Annotated in this window: 16 protein-coding genes; 6 read left to right on the top strand and 10 right to left on the bottom strand. The window is 45.8% G+C overall.

All coding sequences use genetic code 11. The features are described 5' to 3' along the window. The first annotated feature begins 54 nt into the window (after positions 1 to 54). Complete coding sequence (nagA, locus tag ACYQ0C_RS15500) at positions 55 to 1,218, top strand: N-acetylglucosamine-6-phosphate deacetylase (RefSeq protein ID WP_032941612.1); 1,164 nt, start codon at positions 55 to 57, stop codon at positions 1,216 to 1,218. 1,196 nt (positions 1,219 to 2,414) lie between these two features. On the opposite strand, the gene ACYQ0C_RS15495 is transcribed toward nagA, so the two are convergent. Next, positions 2,415 to 2,993, bottom strand: a complete 579-nt coding sequence (locus tag ACYQ0C_RS15495; protein ID WP_016275681.1) for a hypothetical protein — start codon at positions 2,991 to 2,993, stop codon at positions 2,415 to 2,417. A 12-nt stretch (positions 2,994 to 3,005) separates the two neighbouring features. Further along, the gene (locus ACYQ0C_RS15490; protein WP_016275682.1) at positions 3,006 to 3,479 is read right to left on the bottom strand and encodes an RNA polymerase sigma factor; all 474 of its coding nucleotides are present in this window, start codon (positions 3,477 to 3,479) and stop codon (positions 3,006 to 3,008) included. 256 nt (positions 3,480 to 3,735) lie between these two features. Between ACYQ0C_RS15490 and ACYQ0C_RS15485 the strand changes: the two genes are divergently transcribed. Beyond that, positions 3,736 to 4,758 carry a virulence RhuM family protein gene (locus tag ACYQ0C_RS15485; RefSeq protein ID WP_025076594.1) on the top strand — a complete coding sequence of 341 codons (1,023 nt, stop codon included), beginning with the start codon at positions 3,736 to 3,738 and terminating at the stop codon, positions 4,756 to 4,758. 136 nt (positions 4,759 to 4,894) lie between these two features. Here ACYQ0C_RS15485 and ACYQ0C_RS15480 read toward each other — a convergent pair whose 3' ends face one another. The 3 genes from ACYQ0C_RS15480 to ACYQ0C_RS15470 are packed head-to-tail and all read right to left on the bottom strand — an operon-like array spanning position 4,895 to position 10,491. Continuing rightward, the gene (locus ACYQ0C_RS15480; protein WP_032941619.1) at positions 4,895 to 6,265 is read right to left on the bottom strand and encodes a TolC family protein; all 1,371 of its coding nucleotides are present in this window, start codon (positions 6,263 to 6,265) and stop codon (positions 4,895 to 4,897) included. Positions 6,266 to 6,298: 33 nt separating this feature from the next. Then, positions 6,299 to 9,424 carry an efflux RND transporter permease subunit gene (locus ACYQ0C_RS15475; protein WP_016275685.1) on the bottom strand — a complete coding sequence of 1,042 codons (3,126 nt, stop codon included), beginning with the start codon at positions 9,422 to 9,424 and terminating at the stop codon, positions 6,299 to 6,301. Then, entirely contained in the window at positions 9,424 to 10,491 is a 1,068-nt protein-coding gene (locus ACYQ0C_RS15470; RefSeq protein ID WP_016275686.1) for an efflux RND transporter periplasmic adaptor subunit, read from the bottom strand. Before ACYQ0C_RS15470 ends, ACYQ0C_RS15475 begins: the two co-directional genes overlap by 1 nt. A gap of 429 nt (positions 10,492 to 10,920) precedes the next feature. Between ACYQ0C_RS15470 and ACYQ0C_RS15465 the strand changes: the two genes are divergently transcribed. The 4 genes from ACYQ0C_RS15465 (at position 10,921) to ACYQ0C_RS15450 (ending at position 19,057) form a co-directional block, all read left to right on the top strand. Next, positions 10,921 to 11,682, top strand: coding sequence for a hypothetical protein (locus ACYQ0C_RS15465; RefSeq protein ID WP_016275688.1), 762 nt, complete (start codon positions 10,921 to 10,923; stop codon positions 11,680 to 11,682). Between the two features lie 774 nt (positions 11,683 to 12,456). Continuing rightward, the gene (locus tag ACYQ0C_RS15460) at positions 12,457 to 15,702 is read left to right on the top strand and encodes a SusC/RagA family TonB-linked outer membrane protein (RefSeq protein ID WP_016275689.1); all 3,246 of its coding nucleotides are present in this window, start codon (positions 12,457 to 12,459) and stop codon (positions 15,700 to 15,702) included. A 29-nt stretch (positions 15,703 to 15,731) separates the two neighbouring features. Continuing rightward, positions 15,732 to 17,372, top strand: a complete 1,641-nt coding sequence (locus ACYQ0C_RS15455; protein ID WP_016275690.1) for a RagB/SusD family nutrient uptake outer membrane protein — start codon at positions 15,732 to 15,734, stop codon at positions 17,370 to 17,372. 203 nt (positions 17,373 to 17,575) lie between these two features. Next, the gene (locus tag ACYQ0C_RS15450; protein ID WP_016275691.1) at positions 17,576 to 19,057 is read left to right on the top strand and encodes an alpha-L-fucosidase; all 1,482 of its coding nucleotides are present in this window, start codon (positions 17,576 to 17,578) and stop codon (positions 19,055 to 19,057) included. 177 nt (positions 19,058 to 19,234) lie between these two features. Here the strand turns inward: ACYQ0C_RS15450 and ACYQ0C_RS15445 are convergent, their stop codons facing one another. From ACYQ0C_RS15445 to ACYQ0C_RS15425, 5 genes are read right to left on the bottom strand one after another with little or no spacing between them, the layout of a single operon-like run. Next, positions 19,235 to 21,223 (bottom strand): glucosamine-6-phosphate deaminase, encoded by a 1,989-nt coding sequence (locus ACYQ0C_RS15445; protein ID WP_016275692.1) that lies wholly within the window; start codon positions 21,221 to 21,223, stop codon positions 19,235 to 19,237. Positions 21,224 to 21,226: 3 nt separating this feature from the next. Then, the gene (gene nagB, locus ACYQ0C_RS15440; protein ID WP_016275693.1) at positions 21,227 to 22,018 is read right to left on the bottom strand and encodes a glucosamine-6-phosphate deaminase; all 792 of its coding nucleotides are present in this window, start codon (positions 22,016 to 22,018) and stop codon (positions 21,227 to 21,229) included. 46 nt (positions 22,019 to 22,064) lie between these two features. After that, complete coding sequence (locus tag ACYQ0C_RS15435) at positions 22,065 to 23,300, bottom strand: MFS transporter (RefSeq protein WP_016275694.1); 1,236 nt, start codon at positions 23,298 to 23,300, stop codon at positions 22,065 to 22,067. Between the two features lie 18 nt (positions 23,301 to 23,318). Next, positions 23,319 to 24,515, bottom strand: coding sequence for an AGE family epimerase/isomerase (locus tag ACYQ0C_RS15430; RefSeq protein ID WP_016275695.1), 1,197 nt, complete (start codon positions 24,513 to 24,515; stop codon positions 23,319 to 23,321). Between the two features lie 12 nt (positions 24,516 to 24,527). Then, complete coding sequence (locus ACYQ0C_RS15425; RefSeq protein ID WP_016275696.1) at positions 24,528 to 25,442, bottom strand: dihydrodipicolinate synthase family protein; 915 nt, start codon at positions 25,440 to 25,442, stop codon at positions 24,528 to 24,530. Positions 25,443 to 25,537 lie beyond the last annotated feature (95 nt).

Genomic DNA, 25,537 nt, shown 5'->3' with positions numbered 1-25,537 from the left:
TTTTTGTTGGCAGATTTAATATACCAATTAAAAATCCTAACTTATCATAGTATCATGTTGACCCAGATCATTAACGCAAAGATTCTTACCCCACAGGGCTGGTTGAAGGACGGATCCGTCCTTATGCGCGACAATAAGATTTTAGAAGTTACCAATTGTGATTTAGCTGTTATCGGAGCCGAGCTGATTGACGCTAAAGGTATGTATGTTGTTCCCGGTGGTGTGGAAATCCATTGTCATGGTGGCGGTGGCGGTGATTTTATGGAAGGTACGGAAGAGGCTTTCCGTACAGCCATCAATGCGCACATGAAACATGGTACTACCAGTATTTTCCCCACGTTGTCTTCCTCTACCGTACCGATGATTGAGGCAGCGGCCGAGACTTGTACCAAGCTGATGGAGGAGCCGGACAGTCCGGTACTGGGATTGCATCTGGAAGGTCATTACTTGAACATCAAGATGGCCGGTGGACAGATGCCCGAGAATATCAAAGATCCGGACCCCAATGAGTATATTCCTATTGTGGAGAAATGGAACTGTATCAAGCGTTGGGATGCGGCTCCCGAATTGCCGGGTGCCATGCAGTTCGGTAAGTACATTACAGGTAAAGGAATTGTGGCATCTGTGGCCCACACTCAGGCCGAATTTGAAGATATCCGTTCCGCATGGGATTCAGGTTATACGCTGGCCACGCATTTCTATAATGCCATGCCCGGTTTCCACAAGCGTCGTGAGTATAAATATGAAGGAACTGTGGAGAGCATCTATCTGATAGACGATATGAATGTGGAAGTAGTGGCCGATGGCATTCATGTGCCGCCTACCATTTTGCGGTTGATTTATAAGATAAAGGGAGTGGAGCGTGCTTGTGTCATTACGGACGCCTTGGCATGTGCGGCCAGTGACAGTAACGTAGCTTTCGATCCCCGTGTCATCATTGAGGATGGGGTGTGCAAGCTGGCGGACCGCTCCGCATTGGCAGGCAGTGTGGCTACGATGGACCGCTTGATCCGTACCTTGGTGCAGAAGGCGGAAATTCCTTTGGAGGATGCTGTCCGTATGGCTTCCGAGACTCCTTCGAAATTTATGGGAGTATATGACCGTAAAGGTTCCTTGCAGAAAGGAAAAGATGCCGATATCCTGATTCTTGACCAAGACTTGAATATCCGTGCCGTATGGGCGATGGGCAAGCTGGTTGAAGGGACTTGTACATTATAAGGCATTTGACTCTCTGCTCGAAGCTTATGATATTTTATTGAGCAGGTATTTCGTAAAGATGAGCCGGTGAAATAAAATGCAGATCATAACCGAAGGCTGAACGGATTCGTCTATCCGTTCGGCCTTCGGTCTTTTTTACCGGAACTTTAAAGTGAAACATCGAACCGGCTAAAGCTGGCCTGGTAAAAGATAAAGGCGTTTGTCAAAAGGGGGGGATAATATGTCATGGAACTTGGGGCAAAATTCAATAGAACTTGGTACATGATTCAATGGAGCTTGCTGCAAGATTTAATGGAGCTTGCTGCAAAGTCCAATGGAGCAGGGTGCAATACATACGTATGTGCAGGCCGATGCTTACGTATGTGTAGGCTGATGCCTACGTATGTATGACCCGATGCCTACGTACGTGCGGGTTTACACGTTACTAACGTCACGGTTCACATGTTACTAATGTTGCGGCTTATACATTACTAATGTTATGGTTCACTCGTTACTCATGTTGATTGTTGAATAGGCCGAGATGTTTTTCAAATACGCCTTCAGGTTTTAAAAAAACATCTTCAGGTTTTTATAAAACAACTATACGTTTTTTTTACACACCAGCATGTTTCGTGAACAGACCTAGCCTGTTCAGTGAACAAGCCTAGTCTGTTCCGCGCACAGACCTAGTCCGTTCAGTGTACAAACCTAGCTTGTTCATCGCATTCTCCCCCCGCTAAGTCAATATCCCCCTTTCTCCCGTCATCCTTTCATTTTATGCAATACACCCAGACAATCAGCCGGCTAAATCTGAAACCACTTCCCCTCACTCCCGTTTCAGCCGTACCGTTGTCTCGTTTTGTCTCCTTTCACTAAGAATGGTTTACTTCCAGTGTGTGCGGACTTGAAAGGAGGCTGAAAGGACAATGACAGGATCTCTCTTCATAACCGGAACGTCTATCAGCAGGGCGTTTCAGCGGGAAATGAAAGGAGAAAAGGAACCTTCGGACTTTATTGCTGAGGCATTCAAAATGAAGATAATCTCAGCATCCCTACAGATTCATGAATAGATAATGATCAATGCATTGAACGCTGGTCTATCATCGGCACGAAAGATTTATAACTTTTCATTGTATCCCCCAATATTGGCAGGAGTTTGGGATTGGCCTGCATTGTGTTGCCCGATGGATAAACACACAAACGGATACATATCTTGGTCAGCCTTCACAGTCCTTTTTTAATTCTGCCAGTTCTTTATTGATCCGTGTTAACTCTTTCACTCTGTCCGAGGCATAATGAAAGAGAAAATAATCAGTCAGTATCCCTATTAACAATAGACCAAACATGGTTAGCATGAGCCACCACAGGTGGCGATAGGTGTAAAGGAATATGCATATAAAAGGAGTTACCAGCAAATATCCGATGATATAACTCCAATTTACAAGCTTTTTATATTGAAGTATATTCTTTATTTGCATCTCAAGGTTTGTTTCTTTTTTGATCTTCGTCAGTAAAACAACTCCTGCAAGGTTGACTGCAACGGCATATAGCAGAAGTCCGAATACCGCCGGCCAAAACGCTAATTTGCCATTCAAATGAATAAAATCAATAAACATAAGAATCGTTGTTCCCAACATAAATGTGAACGTTATTTTATCCACTCTGAGCATTTTGTCCAGGCAGCTTTCTTTCTGCCGTGACAACATCTCTATGATCTGTTGCTGATGAACCAGCTCGTTCTGGCTGACCCGTTCATTCAACTCTTTCCATGCTTTTTGCAATTTTTCCAGTTCCATAAAATTGTATGATTATAAGTTCGACATATTTTTTAATTTCTCTTTGATGCGGTGCAATTTTATCGCGACATTATTGCGGCTCGTCCCGGTAATTTCGGCGATCTCATCGTATGATTTCTCGTCCAGCCACAGTAAGATAAACATACGGTCCACCTTGTTCAGCCGTTTGATGAGCGAATACATCTCTTTCAGCAGTTCGTTGCGTTCGCAATCCTCCATAATATCTACTTGCTGTTCCAAAGGCACGTAGTCGTGCTTTTTCTTCTTTCTAAAGTCCGAGATGCACGTGTTCAGGGATATGCGGTAAACCCACGTCGTAAACGAACTCTCTCCCCGGAAACTTTGGTAGGACTTCCATATATTGAATACCGATTCCTGATAAAGGTCGTTCACATCGTCCTTATTGTCAGCATACATGAAGCATACTTTGTAAATGATATGCTTGTATTGCACTAGCTTGTCTGCAAATTCCTGTTCTATACTCATCAGCTTTCGAAGGTGTTTTTATAAGGTTAGTCGGTGAAAAGGGAAGAAAGTTACACCTTTTTCCTTAGAATATTCAGGAATAGCGCCATAATATGGCTGCAAGCCTGTTGGTTTTGAAGATAATCCGCTATTTAACTGAACATTCGTGAGGAAATTCGTACTTTTGTCTACTTCAACCAGAAGCAACAAGAATAAATAGGACCGGCATCAAGCAAAGAGATGAGTTGGCTATATAAAGGAAATAGAGGGATAAGTTATGAATAATGAAATGAATTTTTTGATTTACAATGTTCCCGGAGAGGAGGCATCAGTCAGTGTCATTGTCAAGAATGAAACAATCTGGCTTACGCAAAAAGCTATGGCAGAGCTGTTTGGTGTGGGAGTTCCTGCTATATCCAAACATCTTAAAAACATCTTTGAAGAGGGAGAACTGATGGAAGAAGTGGTTATTTCCATTTTGGAAACAACCACTGAACATGGTGCTATTGCAGGGAAGACCCAAACAAACCGGACGAAGTTCTACAACCTCGACGCTATCATTTCTGTGGGCTATCGCGTCAGCTCACGCAAAGCGACCAACTTCAGGATTTGGGCAACCGGTATTCTGAAAGAGTATATGACCAAAGGTTTTGTTATGGACGACGAACGTTTGAAACAGGGCAAGGCTGCTTTTGGCAAAGATTATTTCAGAGAACTGTTAGAGCGTGTCCGTTCTATCCGGGCTAGCGAACGAAGAATATGGCTGCAAATCACCGACATCTTTGCTGAGTGCAGCATTGATTATGATAGAGAGGCCGATGTCACCAAAGAGTTTTATGCTATGGTGCAGAATAAGTTTCATTATGCTATTACCGGTAAAACGGCGGCAGAGATTATTAACACTTCGGCCGACAGAACCAAAGACCACATGGGACTTATCACATGGAAGGGCGCACCCGACGGCAGGATTCTGAAAAGCGATGTCACTGTTGCAAAGAACTATCTGACTGAGAAGCAAATCAAGCAGTTGGAACGTGCCGTAACGGGCTATTTCGATTATATTGAGGACTTGATTGAACGGGAGAACACTTTTACAATGGAAGAGTTTGCTACAAGTATCAATGAATTTTTGGCTTTCAGAAAATATGATATACTGAAAGGCAAAGGGAGCATCAGCAAACAGCAAGCAGACTTAAAAGCGAAGGCAGAGTACGATGAGTTTAATAAAACGCAGAAGATAATCTCCGACTTTGAAAAGGGACTCAAATCACGGTCGAAAGGGGAATATGGAAATGAGTGATCCAAAAGTCCAGACATTGTCTGGACTTTTGAGATGATATCCACTTTGTTTACCCTGATAACAAGCTATTTTTCTCCTTAATCATCTTTTCCTTTTCCTCGTGTAAGGTGGCAGACCAGAGGCAGATTGCAACTTGTCACCGCAAGGTTCCTGCCGCTTTCAGATAAGCTACATAGTTCAGATAAAGCTGGAAACGGGCATCCACTTTCGTTTCGTAGGCCTGTTGCCATAACGCTTGGGCTTCCAGATGGTCGGAAAGTGTTTCCAGCCCCACTTCGTACTGGCTTTTGCTGACACGCCGGTTCTCTTCCGCCTGTTGCAGGGAACGGTCGGCAAGTTCGCTTTCCAGCTTGGCCTCATCCAGGTTGTTGGCGGCTTGGGTCAGTTCCAGTAACATTTGCTCGTTCAGGTTTTGCTGTTGAAGGCGGGTTTGCTCCAGCTTGGCTTTAGCTGCACGTACCTTGTTGCTGCGTTCTCCGAAGTGGAACAGGGGGATGCTTATATTCAGCAGGACAGAGAAACTGGCTTTGTCCAGGAAATTCTTGTTGTTCAGTTCCAGACCATGTACATAGTCGTATGAGCCTTTGATTCCTACTTGGGGAAGCAGTTCGCTGCGGTTCAGTTTTACCTGCTGGCGGGCTATCGCCACTTGTTTGTCCAGTATGCTGTATTCCGGACGGCGGGTGATATCCAGTACCTGTACTTCCAGGTCTTTCTCTATCTCCGGGAAATCTCCGGAAACACGAATCTTTGTGGTCAGTGGTTTTCCTATCAGGTGGCAGAGGTTCATGGTGGCCAGGCGGAGAGCGTTCTCGGCTTTCCGGATGCCCAGTTCGCTTTCGTTCAGTTTCACCTGTACTTTCAACACATCGTTCTGAGGTTTCAGTCCATGTTTGTAGGCACTTTCTACGTTCTTGTGTAATTCTGTCAATACGGCATGGTATGCATCGGCTACTGTCTTCATCTCCTTCGCTTTCACTACCAAGGCGTATGCCTGGTCTGTTTGCTGGATGACTTCTGTTGCGGTCAGCGTTTCATTCATTTGTGCCATTTCTTTGCCCAGCAGGGACATTTTGTAGGCGGCACGGATTTTACCACCCATGTAGAGGGGTTGCTCCATTTGTACGCCACCCATATAGACCCATCCTATTTTATAGTCCAGGCTGATGCCGGGGAAGTAGGCAAAGCCTGCGGGTTGTCCCGGGTTGAACTGTCCTGTCCCATCGGGCAGGAAGACGGGCAGGTTGCCTCCGGCTATGCCGTAACTGCCGTCGGCATTGCTGTAAAGGCCCGTTCCGCCGGCGGTGAAGTTGGGGAAGAAGTTCCCTTTGTAACTTCTGGCTGTGTAACGGGCGCTTTCCGTCTGTTTCACGGAAGCCGCCATTTCCTTGTTGTATTTCAATGCCATCTCGCGGCACTCTTTCAGACTCAGTGTTTCCTGTGCCCATGCAGGGGCGGCAAGGTGCCACAGCAGACAGCAAAGGGGGAGTATCATTGTCTTTTTCATTTGTTCTCGGTTTTGTATTGTCAGTAAAATGAATCAATCGTTTTTTATCTTGAAGAACAAGGCGTATAATATCGGGATAAAGAGCAGCGTGATCAGTGTGCTGCACAGCAGTCCGCCCATGATCGCTGCCGCCAGAGAGCCGAACATGGCATCGGACAGCAGGGGGATCATACCCAGAATGGTGGTCAGCGAAGCCATCATGACCGGGCGGAGACGACTTTGGGAACTGTCTATCAGTGCGGTGACCGGTTCCGTTCCTTCATTGATCTGAAGGGTGATCTCATCCATCAGCACAATGCCGTTTTTTATCAGCATGCCGATCAGTCCCAATGTGCCGACGATGGCCACGAAGTTGAAGACTTTTCCTGTGAGCAGCATGACTGCTACCACCCCTACGAATATCATCGGGATGCAGCAGAAGATGATGATGGGCTTGCGGTAGTCCTTGAACAGTATGATCAGGATGGCAATCATCAGGATGATGGCTAACGGGAAATTCTGGAACAGGTACTTCATGGACTGGTCGCTGGCTATTTTTTCGCCTTGCCATATCAGTGAATAGCCTTCGGGCAGCGGTATGCTTTCTATCTGCTCCGCCATGGCGAGACGTGCTTTTTCCGTTTCTATGCCCGGTGCGGGCGAGCATTGTACACGCTGGCTTCTCTGCCCGTTGTAGCGGGGGACTACCGGGTCTTCCCACCGGATATCAATCTCTTTGCTGATCTGCTTCAGCGGTGTGCTTCCCATGATGCTTTCCACCAGATCTTCTTTCGAAAGTGTGCCGGCTTTCAGTTTCACCATAGTTTCCTGGTTCAGCAGTCCGTTCAGGGAGGGCAGGGACGAGAAAACTTGTGTGTTGCCCAGATCCTCTATCGGCTCTCCTTTCTCGTCGAGGCATTTCAGGTAGATGTTGCTCTTGTGGATGCCTTCGTAGAAAGAGCCGATGGGAATGCCTCCGGCGGCTGTGAGCAGGGAGAGGCTGACGTCATTACGGCTCAGACCGAGGGCACGGGCGGACGGCTGGTCGTATTCGATGGTCAGTACGGGTACCTGAGGTTCCCAGTCGGTGGTGATGAGGCAAACTTCCGGAGTCCTTTCCATGATGGCGCGGGCGCTGTCGGCCAGTTGGTGCAGGATGGCGGGGTCGGGGCCCAGGAATTGCGCTTCTATGGGATATTTCTTGAACATCAGATTGTATCTTTTCAATTTGATGTATGCGTCAGGATAGGCTTGGGAGAGGTAAGTTTGGATTTCGTCTATATGCTCTACCAAGGCTTCCGGCGAGGTGAAGTCGATAATCAGTTCGCCGTACGAGAGCGACGGGTTGGCAATGCTCCGTACCAGGTTGTAGCGTCCGGGCGTACCGCCGATGGAGGTGGTGACGTGGGTTATTTCCTCCCGTCCTTTCAGATAGGTTTCTATTTCTTCCAAATCCCGTGCCACACGTGTATAGTTGTTTCCTTCCGGAAGTTTGTATTCCATATAGAGCTGGTCGTAAACCATGTCGGGGAAAAAGCCCTGACGCATATAGGGGTAGCCGAAGACGGACAGCAGCAACAGGCCGGCCATGGCAAATACAAAGCTCCACCGGTGGGCCAGACCGAACTGTAGGGCCGAACGGAGGATGGCATAGATCTTGCCTTTGTACACGCGTTTCCCTGTATGGCCGGAATCGATGGCGGGATGCAGCCGGCGGCCGGCCATCAGTGGCACATGGATCAGTGCCAATACCCAGCTCAGCAACAGGGAGACGGCAAGTACGATAAAAAGATCGCGCGTGTAGACGCCTGCGGTGTCGGGGGACATGTAGATGGGTAGGAAAGCGATGATGGCTATCAGTGTCGCCCCCAGAAGAGGCATGGCTGTCTGCCGCCCGATGGCGGTCATGGCTTCCAGCCGGTCTTTGCCGGCTTTCAAGTCTACCAGTATACCGTCTATGATGACGATGGCGTTGTCTACCAGCATTCCCATAGCCAGTACAAAAGCGGCCAATGACACGCGCTGCATCGTTCCGCCTGCTGAATAAAGGAACAGGAAAGAGCCGAATACGGTGATGACCAGACTGATGCCTATGATAAGGCCGCTCTTGAATCCCATAGCTATCATCAGTATCACTACTACGATGATGACGGATTCTATCAGATTGATGACAAAGGTTCCCAAAGAACTGCCTACCCGTTCGGGCTGGTAGAAGATTTTGTGGCATTCTACTCCGGCGGGCAAACGTCCGGCTTTGAGTTCCTCTAACTTGCTTTCCACGGCATGGCCTACTTTTAGAATGTCCGAACCGCTGGAAGCGGCGATGAGGATGCCGAGAGCGCGTTCATGGTCATAGAACATTTCATTGCGTGTGGGGTCTTCGTAGTCTTTCTCTATGCGGGCGATGTCGCTTAGGCGGAGCTGGTCGTCGTCGTGTCCCTGAATCAGCATCTTTCCGATGTCGTCTACGGTTTTGAACTTGTCGTTTACCGTGACGCGGATACGGCGGTCGCCGTTTTCATAATATCCTGTATAGGTGGTCTTGTTCTGGCCGTTCAGGGTTGCCAGTACCTCGGCAGGTTTTACACCGAGGTTTGCCATGCGGTCTTGCAGCAGGGAGATGTTGATACATTCGGAACGCTTGCCGTAGAGTTCCACACGGTCCACACCTTCCAGTTCGTTCACCTCCCGTTTCACCAGTTCGGCATAGTCGGCCAGTTCACGGTCGGCCAGTCCGTCGCCGGTCAGGGCATAGAACATGCCATATACGTTTCCGAAGTCATCCTTGACTGTCGGGGTGGTGGCTCCCTCGGGGAGCAGGGCGCGGGCATCGCTCACTTTGCGGCGCAGCATGTCCCAGCATTGTTCCACGTCGTCGTCCGGCACGGTGCTCAGCAGTTCTATCTGTATCAAGGACAGATCGTTGTATGAATAGCTTTCTATATTGTCTATGTTGCCCATGGTGCGGATGTTCTTTTCAAGCACATCCGTCACTTCCAGTTCTACTTGGTGTGCGGAAGCGCCCGGATAGGTGGTGATCACCATGGCAAGCTTCACTTTTATTTCGGGGTCTTCCAGCTTGCTCATCTGGTAGCAGGAGTAGGCTCCGCCGAGCAGCAGAACCGCTACCAGGAAATAAATCAGATTCCTGTTCCGGAATGCCCATTTGCTGATGTCCATTATAATAATCCTCCTATATTTGTGTTAGTGACCGGCGGTAAAGGTTTGACCGTCTCTCCGTCCTCGATGTGGTGTACGCCCGAGGATACAATCAGTTCTCCCGGTTGCAGTTGTCCGGAAGTGATGAGGCTGTGTCCGTTGTTCAGCAGGCGCAGCATGGATACTTCCTGCCGGTGTACGGTGTTGCTGGACGGATGGAAGACGAACACATAGGCTTTGCCTTCTTTTTGCAGGATGGCGCCGGTGGGGACAGAAAGCGTTTTTTCCTGCTCCGTGCGGCAAAGGATGGTAACCATGGTGTTCATGCCGGGAGAGGGGAGTGCCTGTGTGCCGGGCACTACTTGCAGGCGCATGGTGTATAGCTGGTTCGCGTTGGCTTTCGGGGTGACACTGATCAGTTTCAGCGGATAGGTCTTGCCCGGATAGATATCGAATGTGCAGTGATAGCTGTCGAACTGCTCCCGGCGGATATATTCGGCTGCGGGCAGGTTTATCTCTACTTCGGGGGGTCCGCCGCTGATCATGGCAATGACGGGCATTCCGGCTCCGATGGTTTCGTGGGCTTCGAACAGACGTTTCTGGACGTACCCGCCGAAGGGGGCGTAGAGCCGGGTATAGGCCAGCTGGTCTTTGTGGTGTTTGTATTTGGCGGTGATTTGCTTGAGTCCGTATACGGCTTTGTCATTGGCGTTGGGGGTGGTTCCATTGTCTTTGTAAAGGGCCATGACTCTTTCTGCTTCCGCTTTTATTTGCAGGTATTCTGCTTCGGTAGCATCCAGCTGCACTTGATAGTCGGTGGGGTCCAGCTCGGCCAGTAGTTGCCCTTCTTGTACACGGGCACCGTCTTTTACATGTATTTTGCTGATGGTTCCGCTTACCCGGAAGGCGAGGCTGATATCTTGTGTGGCTTTTACCTTTCCCGGAAATTGCAGGAACGTTTGTTGGTTGGCGGAAAGAACCGTGTCTATTTTTACTGTCTGATGAGCTTGGGTTTCCCGGGCACGTTGTGTACAGGAACTTAGCAAGATCAGGGAAATACCTGTTAGAATAAGATAAATTCGTTTCATACCGTGCGATTCGTTTTTTGTTGCAAAGTTATTCCGAAGTGGGAGGATAAAAAGGTTGATATGAATGATAAATTGTTCTATTTGTATGTTTTTGGGGAAAGTATGGCAGTATGCGGGGAGGGAAGAGCTGCCGAATTGTTGCTATGAGAATTTTTATATGTTAATAAGGCTGAAAAATAGGTTGGCCTGTCGTTTATTTTACTATCTTTACCAAAAAAGTTAAAGACCTATAAAGGGTTGCTTATATCATTGACCGATTTTTAGGGGAATAAGTGGTTTTTGTGAAAACTTCCGGTAGGTGTATTTATTTTAAATACGATATGCTTATGAAGAAATCATTTTTTATATTATGTACACTTGCGCTGACCTCTCAGAAAGAAGATTCAATAGTAAGATAACACATTATTAAACTTATAATATGCAAGCCGTATGAAGATTTATTTATTTAATTTTTTATTCCTTCTAGGAGTCTTAGGAGGAATGTGCGGATGTTCCTCTGATGAAAATCAGATTGATACCGATTTGAGTAATTCGATATTGGATAACAATATCGGTGAAAAATGGGAGGGCGTAGGTTTGCCGTCGTGGCTGGAAGAACGTTATTTTGATTTCGTGCTGCATGAAACGGAATGGTTGGTGGAATCTTACAAAGGGTATGGGCTTTGTGAGGTTTATAAATTTTCCTATAAAGGTAATCTGTTGCTCGCTTTGACTTATAGCAGATTTGCTTTCAGACAAAACTATTATTATGAGTCCGGCACTCTTTGTTATACCGATGACGGTAGAAGGGTGAGGTTTGAAGATGTGGAAGATGACTTTAAAGAGAGCTCGGTTTTGCTTGAGACTAATCGTTTTGACAATGAAACTGTTCCCCAGGTTGCTGACTTTGGCTTGAAGAATGTGGAATCATTAGGATGGTTGCAAGGTACTATTGATAAAATCTGCAAGGATATACAAGAGCCGGAACAACTTTTAGGGAAGGTTGCCTGTGGATATACATACGGCAACGACTGTACTTACATTGTCCTCGATTATGTGTATTTTGATAAAAGCAATCTTGATGAAGGCGAAATAAAAATACGCAATGTATATACATTGGAAGGTGAAAGGGTGAATGTTTCCGAAGACATGGACATAAAGGAAGAAAACTTATGCGTGCAGGAAATTGCCAGTATGTTTGTAGGCCTTTAGTATTTAATTAATGTGGGAGTCAAAAGAAAAAAGAGTCATTCCCACCTTATTATATTATAGAACAATTATAGAACAACAAACTCAGGAAGGCTGTATGGCTGTGGCTGATTTTCTGCGGAAATATACTGCCCGGTATCATACTTCCGATTTCATTTCAAAGCGGATATTGAAATCTGTGCCTTCCTGATCGCTTTTCATTTATAACCCGGACCTTGGCGTAGGTTTTCTTTTCTAGAGATCCCTGTATGGGGAATTTGGCTTTTTTCGGTTATGGAGCCAATAGAAATAAATGTTAAATATGAGTTAATAAAATAGGTACCTTAAATATACCTTGCAAATATCTTGACCGGGAAAGTATGTGCTTTCTTTGTTATAATAAATACATTATGCTATGCTCGGAATGCAAAAGGCAAAGTTCTGATGGAACTTTGCCTTTTATTAATTTTAGTTTAACGGCACAAAGATATGATTTATTTTTCTAATTATCAATATATAACTAAATAAATTTAATTATTTGGCGATATTATTCTTAATATTTTAAATTAAGATCCAAGAATTAAGAAAAGAAGAAGATCCTTTTATCTAATATCGGACTGCAGGAATGAAAAGAATTATAAAAATACTTCGATTTAGGGTATAAAATAGATAGCCCCATTGGAGGTATTTTCTGTTTTTTTGTCTCACAGGAATAGCTTTAAGTATGATTTTGAGCAGTAAGTTAAGTTCCATCAGAACTTAGTCTGAGTGTTTTGTTTTACTTAAAATAATACGTTAATGAAAAAACTTTTTTTGTGTTTTTTGCTATTGCTATGTGCTGTAGGGGCGATAGCTCAGAAAAAATCAATTACGGGGATTGTCGTGGATGTGACGGGTGAACCGGTAATTGGTGCCAGTGTGGTAGAATTGGGTACAACGAATGGTACCATTACGGATTTCGATGGAAATTTCTCTCTTTCGGTGGAGTCTAACGGAAAAATTCAGATTACCTTTGTTGGTTACAAGACAGAAGTGGTAGCCGTGAAGAATCAAACAACTTTCAATATCAAGTTGAAAGAGGATTCTGAAATGCTAGGAGAAGTTGTGGTAACCGGATACGGTGGTAAACAGTTACGTTCTAAAGTAACCAGTTCTATCTCTAAAGTAAATGAGGATGCATTGAAAGTGGGTGTTTTCTCTAATCCGGCACAAGCCCTGTCGGGTGCGGTGGCAGGTTTGAAGGTGACACAGGCTTCGGGTAATCCGGGAGCTACACCTACCATTGTGCTTCGTGGTGGTACGGACTGGGGAGGTACGGGTTCTCCGCTGATTATGGTAGACGGACAGTTGCGTGCAAGCTTGAGCGATATCAATCCTGAAGATATCGAGTCTATGGAAGTACTGAAAGATGCAGGTGCAACGGCACTTTATGGTGCGCGCGCCAGCAACGGTGTTATCCTGGTAACGACTAAAACCGGTAAGGTGGGACGCAGCGAGGTGAATCTGAAAATGAGATTCGGTTTGAATTACGTGAACTCTCCTTATGAATTCTTGGGAGCGAGAGATTTTATCACCGCTCTGCGTACTGCTTATGACACGACTCCCTGGGCGAACAAGTCTTCTTTGAACACTGCTTCCGCCTATGGTACGGGTAATGTGTATGGTGAGAACCTGGTATGGAACTTGTTGGTAAAAGACCCCAGCAATGAATTCCTGCTGAACAAGGGATGGCAGGAAATGAAAGATCCTCTGGACCCTACTAAAACGTTGATTTTTAAGGATTCAAATCCGGCGGATTATAACTTGAACAATCCTTCGCAGACACAGGATTATAATATCAACTTCTCGGGAGGTAATGAGAAAGGTAAATATTATGCCGGTTTGGGTTATAACAAATCAAATGGTCTTCCTATAAATTCTTTCTATGAACGTTATTCTTTCGTGTTCAACGGTAGTTATAATATATCCGATTGGCTTTCTGCCAGCTCTAATTTCAACTACAACCGTGCCAACTGGGAGAATATGCCTGCTTCGCAAGCAAGTGAAGGTTCTTACTTCGGACGTATCATGTCAGCGCCTCCTACAACACGTTTTGAGGACGAAGACGGAAACCCGATGTTGGGACCGAACTCTAGTGACGGTAACCAGTCTTTCCAGAACGAGAAGTTTATAAGAGACAATCAGAGTGACAAGTTCACCATGATTCAGACCTTGGAAATCAAACCGATGAAGAACCTGACTATCAAGGGAACTGCCAACTGGTATTATTCCGAAAGCTTATCCGAATCGTTTAACAAGGACTATCAGACAGCTCCGGGAAACAACTTCAATAAGGCGAGGAATACTAGTGCGCAGTTTGAACGTGAATTCGCACAGACTTATAATGTGGTGGCTAATTATACGCAAACATTTGCCAAAGACCATAATGTGGATGTGATGATCGGATCTGAGTTTTATGATCAGCAGAAGAAGGGATTCAATGCTTCGGGGTCGGGTGCTCCGACAGATGATTTTGGAGATCTGGGTCTGACCAGCGATGATAAGGGAAAAAGAAAAATCGATTCCTGGCATCAGCAATATCGTATTCTTTCTTATTTCGGACGTGTGAACTATGACTACCAGGGAAAATATTTATTCTCGGGCGTGTTCCGTTACGATGGTTATTCTTCTTTGTTGGGCGACAATCGTTGGGGCTTCTTCCCGGGTGTATCTGCCGGATGGATTTTCGGCAAGGAGGATTTTGTGAAAGAGGCTGTTCCGCAGTTGTCATTCGGTAAGTTACGTGCCAGCTATGGTGTGAACGGTAATGCTACAGATATCGGCCCGTACACTTTGCAGGGATCGTATAACTCACAGAAATACAATGGTAATGTAGGGTTCCTGATAGGCTCTTTGCCCAACCCGGCATTGCAATGGGAAAAGACACGTACGGCTGAAGTGGGCGTGGACTTGAGCTTCTTTGACAACCGCCTGAATGCTAACTTTACTTATTACAACCGTTTGACAATGGACAAGTATGCCGATCTGAGTTTGCCTACTACCACCGGTTTTTCTTCTGTAAAGAATAACAATGGTGACTTCCGCAACAGCGGTGTGGAAATTGAGCTGTCGGGTACTATCCTGAAAACAAAAGACTGGACTTGGAAAATGGGAGGTAATATCTCTTTCAATAAGAATATGGTGGTTTCTCTTCCTTATAAAGAAGGAGTTAAAAACAACCGTATCGACGGTCAGCAGATTTATACCGGACGTAAGCTGCCGGATGGAACTTACGAGACTATTTTCGTAGGTGGTAGACAGGAGGGTCAGGAACCGGGTCTTTTGGTGGCTTATCAGGCAAACGGTATGTATAAGAGCTGGGATGAAATTCCTGATTATTTAGAGGTTAGAACTGGTAACTTCCAGGGTAAATACCAATACGGACCGAAGGCTTATGCGGAATTGCCTGACAATAAAAAAGCAAATGCGCTTGCTATCCAGCCGGGTGACGTGAAATGGACGGATGTGAACGGTGATGGTATCATTGATGCATTTGACCAGGTGGTGGTAGGTAATACGACTCCTCATTGGTTCGGTGGTTTCAATACGACATTGAACTGGAAAGGATTCACGCTGTACGGACGTTTTGACTTTGCCTTTGATTATTGGATTTATGATAATGACACTCCTTGGTTCCTGGGATGTATGCAGGGTGGATATAACACAACTAAAGATGTGTTCAATACCTGGACTGCGGAAAATCCGAATGCCAAGTACCCCAGATATGTATGGGCAGACCAGTTGGGAACAGCGAACTACTATCGCCGCTCTACCATGTTTGCTTACAAGGGTAACTATTTGGCAGTACGCGAAATTTCATTAGGCTATGAGTTGCCTAAGAAAATAGCCAATAAAATGTTCTGCCAGCGTGTGAATTTGTCTGTTACAGGTCAGAATTTGGGCTATTTCACTTCGGCCAAGGTAGCTACTCCCGAAAAATCGGATGCCGGTTCGGGATATGCTTTGCCGCGTACACTGCTCTTCGGCTTGGATGTAACCTTCTAACTAATCACAATAATAAATAGCATATTGATATGAAAAATATAAAAACAATCCTATTATCCGGAATGTTGCTGGCAGCTTCCGGTGTCATGACTACTTCGTGTAGCGACTTGCTGGACCTTTCTCCTGTTGATTACTATGGCAGCGGTTCATACTGGACTACCGAAGCGCAGGTAACCGGCTATATGGACGGTATTCATAAGCACATACGCGATGCCGCCGACCAGCATATCTTTACTTTCGGCGAACAGAGAGGTGGTATTTATAAATCGGGAACTGCTACAGACGGTAATGCACTGTATGGAGGCAACATCGTTTTACAGAACTTTGATAAGAATAATACGGGAGTGACAAATTTCGGTGGTCATTACGGACGCTTGGCGAACATCAACTTGTTCATTGAACGTGTGACGAATGCCGACTATGTGGGCGAGGCCAAGAAAAAATATTATCTGGCGCAAGCTTATGGTCTCCGTGCTTTTATTTATTTTGAGCTTTACCGCATTTATGGCGGTGTGCCTTTGCGGCTGGATGTAGAGGTGATTAATGGAATCATTGATCCGGAAAAATTGTATATGGCACGTTCTACTCCCAAAGAGGTGATGACGCAAATCAAGAAGGACTTGGATACATCAATGGAGTATTTCGGTGATGTGACCAGCTTTGATCCTTACAACCGCGGTAATAAGAAGTCATATTGGTCAAAGGCCGCTACCGAGTGTCTGATGGGGGACGTTTATCTGTGGACTTCTAAGGTGACTACCGGTGACAATCCTGCCAATCCCGCTGACTTGGCGGTGGCTAAAAAACACTTGGAGAGCGTTGCCAATAATTATGGCTTGAAAATGCTGTCAAACTTTGCCGATGTGTTTGATGCTACCAATAAGGGTAATTCAGAGGTGATTTTTGCGATTCGTTATGCTGAGGGAGAGGCTACCAACGGGGTCGGTAATTTTACGTATGTAGTTCAAGGAGAGGTGGACAAAAAAGGTTATCGGGCCGATGGCACCAGTTGGAACGACCCTCTTCGTCTGAACAGAAACGGTATGCAGTGGTATGAATACATTCCGGAACTCTATCAGTTGTTCGATGAAAAAGATGAACGCCGTGATGCTACATTTATCACTTCTTATCAAAAGGATGAGGATGGAAAATTGGTTCTTTGGGGTACTCATGTATGTAAGAATCTGGGTATTCTCAATGCGGAAGGCAACCGCGTTTATTGCGGTGACCAATATTTCTACCGCTTGCCTTGGGTTTATCTGTCACTGGCCGAAATCGCCAATATGGAAGGCGACAACGCCGGGGTTGAAAAATACATAAACCTGATTCGCCAGCGTGCTTATGGAGATAGTGAAGGCGTTTGGGATACAGCTAAATATGCTTATAAAGCAGGTGACTTCACGCAGAACGAGTTGGCTATATTGCACGAAAAAGATAAAGAGTTCGTACAAGAAGGCCAGCGCTGGTGGGATATTTATCGTATGACTTTGACTAAAGGAGGAAAGCATCTGGTGTTCTGTCCTGAAGCTAATCTGAAAAATGATGGTAATCCTATCTTGCCGGAAACGGAAAGTTACAAGTTGTTGTGGCCTATTGAACAGAATATGTTGGATAAAGACCCTGCAATTAAGCAGACTCCGGGATATGAAGAGGCGGAAGCAGCGAAATAATGAAGATTTAAATATAGCTGTGAATTACGGTTGACTGACCAGATAACTTTTTTAAGGTTAGTTGATTGTTTAGGGAAGATAATAGCATATCGTGAGATATGCTATTATTAATTTAAAAACAAAAAATAAGTTGTTGTTACGCTTGTTTTTTGTTAATATTGTATCTGAAAGTAATTTTTTTAAATTTATTCAAAACATATACTATGAGAAAAAGTATTTTTGCTCTTCTTTTTTGTTTGATTTCAGTTTCCTCGTTTTCTCAAAAGACTTATACGGCCGATTGGGAGTCCTTGGATAAACGTCCGGTCCCGGCTTGGTTTGAAGATGCCAAATTTGGTATTTTTATTCACTGGGGATTATACTCTGTGCCGGGATGGTCGCCTAAAGGCACTTATTCCGAATGGTATAAGTATTGGTTGGAAAATAAGAAATTGATGGGGAACGGTGATTTTACCGGTACGGAAATCTATGATTTCCATACCGCGATGTATGGCAGGGATTTCACTTATGCCGATTTTGCCCCCATGTTCAAGGCGATGAGTTATGATGCCAATGAATGGGCGAAGTTGTTCGAACGTGCAGGTGCCCGTTATGCGGTGTTGACCACCAAGCATCACGACGGCTTTGCGTTATGGCCTAGCAAAGAGGCTTCCACATCGTATGGCAGACCTTGGAACAGTATGGTGATAGGTGCGCATCGTGATCTGGTAGGCGAATATGTGGATGCGTTGCGGAAGACTAATATAAAGGTGGGATGCTATTTCTCGCTTCGCGAATGGGGGAATCCGCTATATACCAAAGAAACGATGGGATTGTTTTATGAAAAACATTTCTTCCCTCAGTTGAAAGATTTGGTGAATACGTATAAGCCGGACCTGATCTGGTCGGATGGTCCTGATGCGATCAATGATAAAGAATGGCAGGCGGAAAGAACATTGGCGTGGCTTTATTCTGAATCTCCCGTCAAGGATAGTATTGTGGTGAATGACCGCTGGGCGAATAATACAGGGCGGAAGCATGGGGATTATTACACCAGGGAATATAGTAATTCGAATGCGTCATATAATAAGCCATGGGAAGAATGCCGGGGGATAGGACTTTCTTTCGGATATAATCAGAATGAAGATTTGGAAGATTATACTTCCCCTAAAGCATTGGTCCTGACCTTGGTAAACATCGTAAGTAATGGTGGAAACCTGTTGCTCGATGTAGGTCCGAATGCGAATGGTAAAATTCCACCTATCATGCAGGAACGTCTGGTTCAGATGGGAGACTGGCTGAAAGTAAACGGTGAGGCTATTTATGGAACACGTGCCTGGGTGCGCTCTTGCCAGTGGACAAAGGGGGACCGGGAATGGAAATCGAAGGAAAAACATTATGTAAGCGGTGACGCTATTTTGAAACAGACGGTGGATCCGGATCCGGGTTATGCGGTGAAAGAGGTGTTCTTTACCAAAAAGGGAAAGAATGTGTATGCCATTTTGCCTGCCTATCCGAAAAACACCATCAAATTGAAGGATATCCACTCTACCGGCAAGACAAAAATCTCTTTGCTGGGCTCCAAGAAAAAAGTTAACTGGAAGCAAAAGGGAGATGATATTGTAGTGGAGATGCCGGATTTGTATATGGATGAAATGCCATGTGATTATGCCTGGACATTAAAACTGGAGAATATAGCAGACTGATCAGGTGCTTTATATCATCCGGACTGACAATAGAACAGGTAGCCATCCGAAGACCACAACAGGTGCCGGATGGCTACTTTTCTTTAAAAACAATCCCCGAGGGATATCACATCCATCGGGGATTTTCGGTCTTTTGGTTAAAGGTTAGTATAAAATTAGGTTAGGTTGTTTCTTTAATTATAGGGGTATATATTCTACAAATGCTTCCATTGCTTCATAACATGCCAAACCAAGCTGGTCATACAAAGCAGCTGTACCCCGGTTGCGGTCTTCACTTCTTTGCCAGAACAGGCGTTCGTCATTGCCCAGGAACGGTGCGCTTTCCATCTGAGATTGGTGTTTCAAGATAGAGTTGCGTTTTGCACGCAGTTCTTCGGGGCTGAACGGTACGGCCATTTCAATGTTTTCAATTTCCCATTCCGCCCATGCACCACGGTACATCCAGATGCGGCAGTCTTTCAACCATTCGGCACCGGCTTCTTTTTCGATGTCGATGGCTGCCAGTACAGCGTCCGTACATACACGGTGGGTTCCATGCGGATCGGCAAGGTCTCCTGCTACATAGATTTGGTGAGGCTTCACGTCACGCAGTAACTGCAACACGATTTCTACATCGGCTTCACTGATGGGGTTCTTTTCTATCTTGCCGGTTTCATAGAAAGGCAGGTCAAGGAAATGAACGCGGTTCAATGGTATCTGATTGAAAGTGCTTGCAGTACGTGCTTCACCACGGCGGATCAATCCTTTAATGGTCAGAATATCGCGGCTGTCCATGTCGCCTTCTTTCTTGGCGGCAAGGAATTTCTTGATCTCGGCATATTTGTTTTTGATGGTCTCGTTGGAGTTTTCATCAAAAAGTTGGTTGAAACCATTGATGAAGTGCATGAAACGTACTACTTCTTCATCGCCTACGGCAATGTTTCCGGAAGTTTCGTAGGCTACGTGTACTTCGTGCCCTTGCTGAACCAGACGGCGTAAAGTTCCGCCCATTGAGATGACATCGTCATCCGGGTGCGGAGAGAAAACTACCACGCGTTTCGGGAATGGTTTGGCCCGTTCGGGACGGTAGGTGTCGTCTGCATTCGGCTTGCCGCCGGGCCATCCGGTGATGGTGTGCTGCAGGTCATTGAATATTTTGATGTTTACATTGTAAGCGGAACCGTAGAGTGCCAGCAGCTCGCTCAGTCCGTTTTCATTGTAATCTTTGTTGGTCAGTTTCAGAATCGGCTTTTTGACACGTTGGCACAACCATACGATGGCGCTGCGGATCAGTTTGTCGTTCCATTCGCAGTTGGTTACCAGCCACGGACGTTGGATCCGGGTAAGATGAGAAGCCGCTGCCAGGTCTATGCAGACATTGGCATTGTTGTGCATTTGCAGATAGGAAGCGGGCAGTGTGTCGCTCACTTTGTCTTCCACCGCTTTCTTGATGATGTCGGCTTTGTCGTCTCCCCATGCCAGCAAATAGATTTTGCGGGCGGCCATAATAGTCGCCACACCCATCGTGATGGAGCAGGGGGGGAGATTGTCTACTCCTAAATTGTGTGCGGCTTCGGCACGCGAGGTTGAGTCGATCAGAATCAGACGGGTAGGAGAACTCAAACTTGATCCCGGTTCGTTCATGGCGATATTGCCTTCACGCCCGATGCCCATCAGCGCCATATCTATGCCACCGAAAGTCTGGATACGCTGTTCGTACAGACGGCAGTATTCAATGACGGCTTCCTGCGGAATCGTTCCGTCGATGGTGAACACATTTTGTTTGTCGATATCGATCTGGCTCAGGAACAGCTCGCTCAGTTGTGAGAAACTGCTTCCCGCACCTTCAGAGGCCAAGGGGTAGTATTCGTATAAATTGAAAATGACTACGTTGCGGAAACTTAGTCCTTCATCTTTATGCTTACGGACCAGCTCGGCATAGAGCGGACGCAGTGAAGCGCCGGTTCCGGCACCGATCACGCAGAACTTCCCTTCGCGCTGGCGTTCCTGTATCTTGGCCGCGATTTCATTGGCGATGTGCTGCACACCTTCTTCCATCGTCTCATAGATGTCGGTAGGCACCTTTTCGCAACGGGTCAGGACAGAACGTTCCACCGCATTCTCGGGTTTATAATATTTCGGAGATACTCTGTTCAGAGAGATCTGCGAACTTAGGTTTGTTCTCATAAATTACAAATTAGCTTTTTCGATGTCTTTGAAATATTTGTAAGTACCGACTTTCAGTTCGTCTGTGGCAGCTTCGTCACAAACGATGATGCCATGCTGGTGCATCTGCAATGCACTGATAGTCCACATTTGTGTGATACCGCCTTCAACGGCATGTTGCAAAGCGCGTGCTTTGTTGTGTCCGTTGCAGATAATCATAACTTCTTTCGCTGAAAGGACAGTCCCTACACCTACAGTTAACGCAGTTTTAGGAACTTTGTTCACGTCATTGTCAAAAAAGCGTGAGTTTGCAATAATCGTATCTGTAGTCAGTGTCTTGATGCGTGTGCGTGAAGACAGCGAAGAGCCCGGCTCATTGAATGCGATATGTCCGTCGGGGCCGATACCTCCCATAAACAGGTCGATGCCTCCGATTTCGGCTATCTGCTTTTCGTAGTTGGCGCATTCCGCTTCCAGATCTTCGGCATTTCCGTTCAGAATATGTACATTCTCTTTCTTTATATCAATGTGGTTAAAGAAGTTTTTCCACATAAATGTATGATAGCTTTCTGGATGATCTTCGGGCAAGCCTACATATTCGTCCATATTGAAAGTTACGACATGCTGGAAAGATACCTTTCCCTGCTTGTTCAGTTCTATCAGCGCTTTGTACATGCCTAGCGGTGAAGAACCTGTAGGACAACCTAAAACAAATGGTTTTTCAGGAGTCGGATTTGCCGCATTAATTCTACTAGCTACATAGTTTGCCGCCCATTGTGACAGCGTTTGGTAATCAGGTTCGATAATTACTCTCATGGTTCTTTCTTTTTTTAAGTTTTAAGTGTTAAGTTAACTATACGGGTTATTCCATATTATCTGTTTTAGGACGGAGGAATGTCAATTGTACTATCAGTGCGATAAGCACAATGACAGCCAGCATGGCAAATCCCAGTCCCAACTTACCTCCGTCTGTCCATTTTCCCAAGACTTCGGTAATGGCTGCTCCCGCAAACACGCCTGTCATATTCATGATACCATAGGCGGTAGCACGGTGTTTGGATGATACGAACTGGCACAGAATCGGCATATTGTTGGCATCGAAGATACCGTAACCTACACCGAATAATAATCCAGCTCCCACAACGGCTACGAAACTATGTCCGAACCCTAGCAGAAGCAGGGAGGGAATAGTAAGTCCCAAGCCGATGGCACCCGTGTACACACGTCCTTTTATATTTCTTTGCACCCACTTATCGGATAAAGTTCCACCAACAATTACGCCAATGAACGATGAAAACGCGATGGTGATAGTGGACATGGGTCCGGCTTGCGACATCGGTATATTCAGGTTTTCGGCGAACAGGGTAGGTAACCAGTTTTTAGTTGCCCATCCCGGTAAACTGGGGGCTGCGAAATATAGCAGAATCACCCAAAATGCAATATTACTGAAAAGTAATGATAATCCCTTCAATAAATTGCCTTTTTCTTTACCGGAAGGTGAATTTATTTGTTCAATTTGCGTTCTATCCTTCTTTTCATGTAGAAAAAGCATTAAAATTACGGCGTATGCGATGCCGGCGATGCCGAACCAATGAAAGGTTGTATGCCAGGAAAAAGCAGCGGCTACAGTAGCGCCGAAACCTCCGATGGCCTGTCCGGTATAAAGCCCGGTCATGTGAATGCCGATGGCCAACGAACGTGACTTGTCGGAGTGATAGTCGGCGATCAGTGACAATCCGGCAGGAATATAGAGCGCTTCGCTGATTCCCATCAAGGCGCGCAGGAAGAATACTTCGTTATAGGTGTCGGCGATCCCCATCAGATAAGTGACAGCCGACCATACGAACAAACTGCCTACGATCAGCCATTTGCGGTTCATGCGGTCGCCCACCATTCCGGCTATAGGGCTCATACAGCCATATATCCAGAGGAAAACCCCCATCAGACGACCAAAGTTGGCGGCTGACTGAAGTTCGGTGATATCCACCGCCATGGCGTCTCTCATCGTGGACAGCATTTGCCGGTCCATATAATTCAACAGGGCGACGCCCCATAATAATCCTACTACAACCCAAGGATAAATTTTACTGTTTTTCATGCTAATAGATAAATAGCTTTATAAATGTGATTTTTTGCTGTCAAGTATTTCCTGGCATAACGTATAGCCCTTGATCATCATTCTTGGAATGTGGAACGGGCCTTTGAACAAGTTACCCTTGGCCATTTGCGCGGGTGTGCCGTCACGGTGGAGATATCCAAACCATTCTCCATACTCTTCATCAGGAAAATGAGCGTATGTCCAGTCGCTGATTTGTTTGTGCATGTCAAGGTACTTTTCATTTCCGGTGGCTAAATAGGCGTATAAGGTAGCAATGACAGCCTCGGTCTGGGGCCACCAGAATTTCATGTCCTGAGAATAATCTTGAGGCGGAAGGTTTTTGCAGTCTTTGAAGTTAATGATACCTCCGAACTCTTTGTCCCAACCCCATTCCCAGGACCAGTCCAGGATGGTGAGGGCCAGTTCTGTGATATCTTTGTCCCAATTGCGGTATTTGGCTTCTTCCAGCAGGAACCAGGCTGTCTCAATGCAATGTCCCGGATTGATGGTGCGGCCCATGTTGCTGTCAATGAACTCTCCGTCGGGGCCTACTGTTTCAAGTAAAGCTTTGAATTCGGGATGCATGAAGTCTTTGCGCAGTTGGGCGATGGAGGCATCGATCTGTCCGTTGAAACTCTCGTCTTGAATAGCCTGGCGGATACGTGAGGCCACATTGATCAGGATCATGGTTATGGAATGTCCTTTCATCGGAAGGGTATCCAGATATTTGGGAGAGAGTATGCCCGGCGTTTCCAGAAAATACTGCATCTGTTTGAACAGCTCCAGTGCTTTTACGGCATACGTCCGGTCACCGGATGCGATGGCATATTCCGACATGGCGATAGCTGCGAACGATTCCGAGAAAATATAACGACGCTTGCGCAAAGGAGTGCCTTCGGCGGTCACCTCGAAATACATGCGTCCGTCAGAGTCGAAACAATGTGCTTCTATAAAGTCTATCGTGCTTTTGGCAGCTGACAGCCATGCTTCGTTCTTTTCTATATGATTGTATGCGTAAGAGCAGATAAAGGCGAATCTTCCTTGGAACCACACGGACTTGGTGGTATCCATCAGGCTGCCGTCGCGGTCAACGCAGGTGTAAACACCTCCATTGACTTTGTCCAGCCCGTATCTCAGCCAGAACGGCATGATGTTAGTGGTCAGATCCGTCTTGTATGATTCTGACCATTCTTTTATATAATCTATTGAAAACATTGTGGCTCAGGTTTATTTGTTACATCTTTCAAAGAAATGGATAGCCTCCAGTTCGGCTTTCATGGCAGCTTCTTCCTCATCTGTCATGTTTTGGAACGGGGTGCGGTTCTTGCCTAAATCCAGTCCGATCAGTTTCATGATGCGTTTGCCGCCGACGATGTTTCCACGATAGTGACAGATCACGTTGATAACTTCTTGAGCGAAGTTCTGGCGTTCGCGTGCCAGTTCCAGATCACCGGCTTTCCATGCTTCGATGATGCCTGTGAGTTCTTTACCGTTATAGTTGGTTGTTCCGCCGATACCACCTTGTGCGCCGCCCATAGCCAGGCAAGGAAGAATGGTCTCATCCTGACCGTGCAGCATGTCGAATTTGCCATTTTTATATAGACGGCATTGGTTGTATTCATACAAACTTTCGAAAGTATATTTGATACCTGCAAAATTAGGAATGCGTCCGTCTACGGCTTCCAGGAATGCTACCATTGAGAGGAATGCTCCGTTGAAAGCGGGGATGTGGTAGAAATAGAAAGGCAGTTCGGGAGCGCCGCATGCTATTTCTTCGCAGTATTTCACCAACTCTTCAATGCGTCCCACTTTCGGGAAGGGAGGCGCCATCGCTCCGATGCCCCATGCTCCGATTTTCTGAGCATGTTCTGCCAGACGCTTGCTTGATTTTACACAAGTGCTTCCAACATGTACGATGACTTTGAAATCTTCAGGTGCTACTTCCATCCAGCGTTCGGCCAGTTTCATGCGTTCGTCTTCTGTCAGCATATAGCCTTCTCCGGAAGAACCATTGATAAATACGCCTTGAAGTCCGTTCCTTACCAATAGTTGGCAATATGCTTCAATAGGTTCATAATTTACTTCTCCGTTTTCATAAAATGGAGTGAAAGGTGCGTCAATTAATCCGTGAATCTTTTCCATAGCCTTTAATTTATTTGAAATTAATATTTTATATTACTTAATCATGTTGTGTGCAAATATATAAATGATTTACGAAAACAACAAGAGAAAACTAA

Source organism: Phocaeicola sartorii JCM 17136 = DSM 21941 (assembly GCF_054653615.1).
This window is presented reverse-complemented; position numbering and strand designations above follow the sequence as displayed.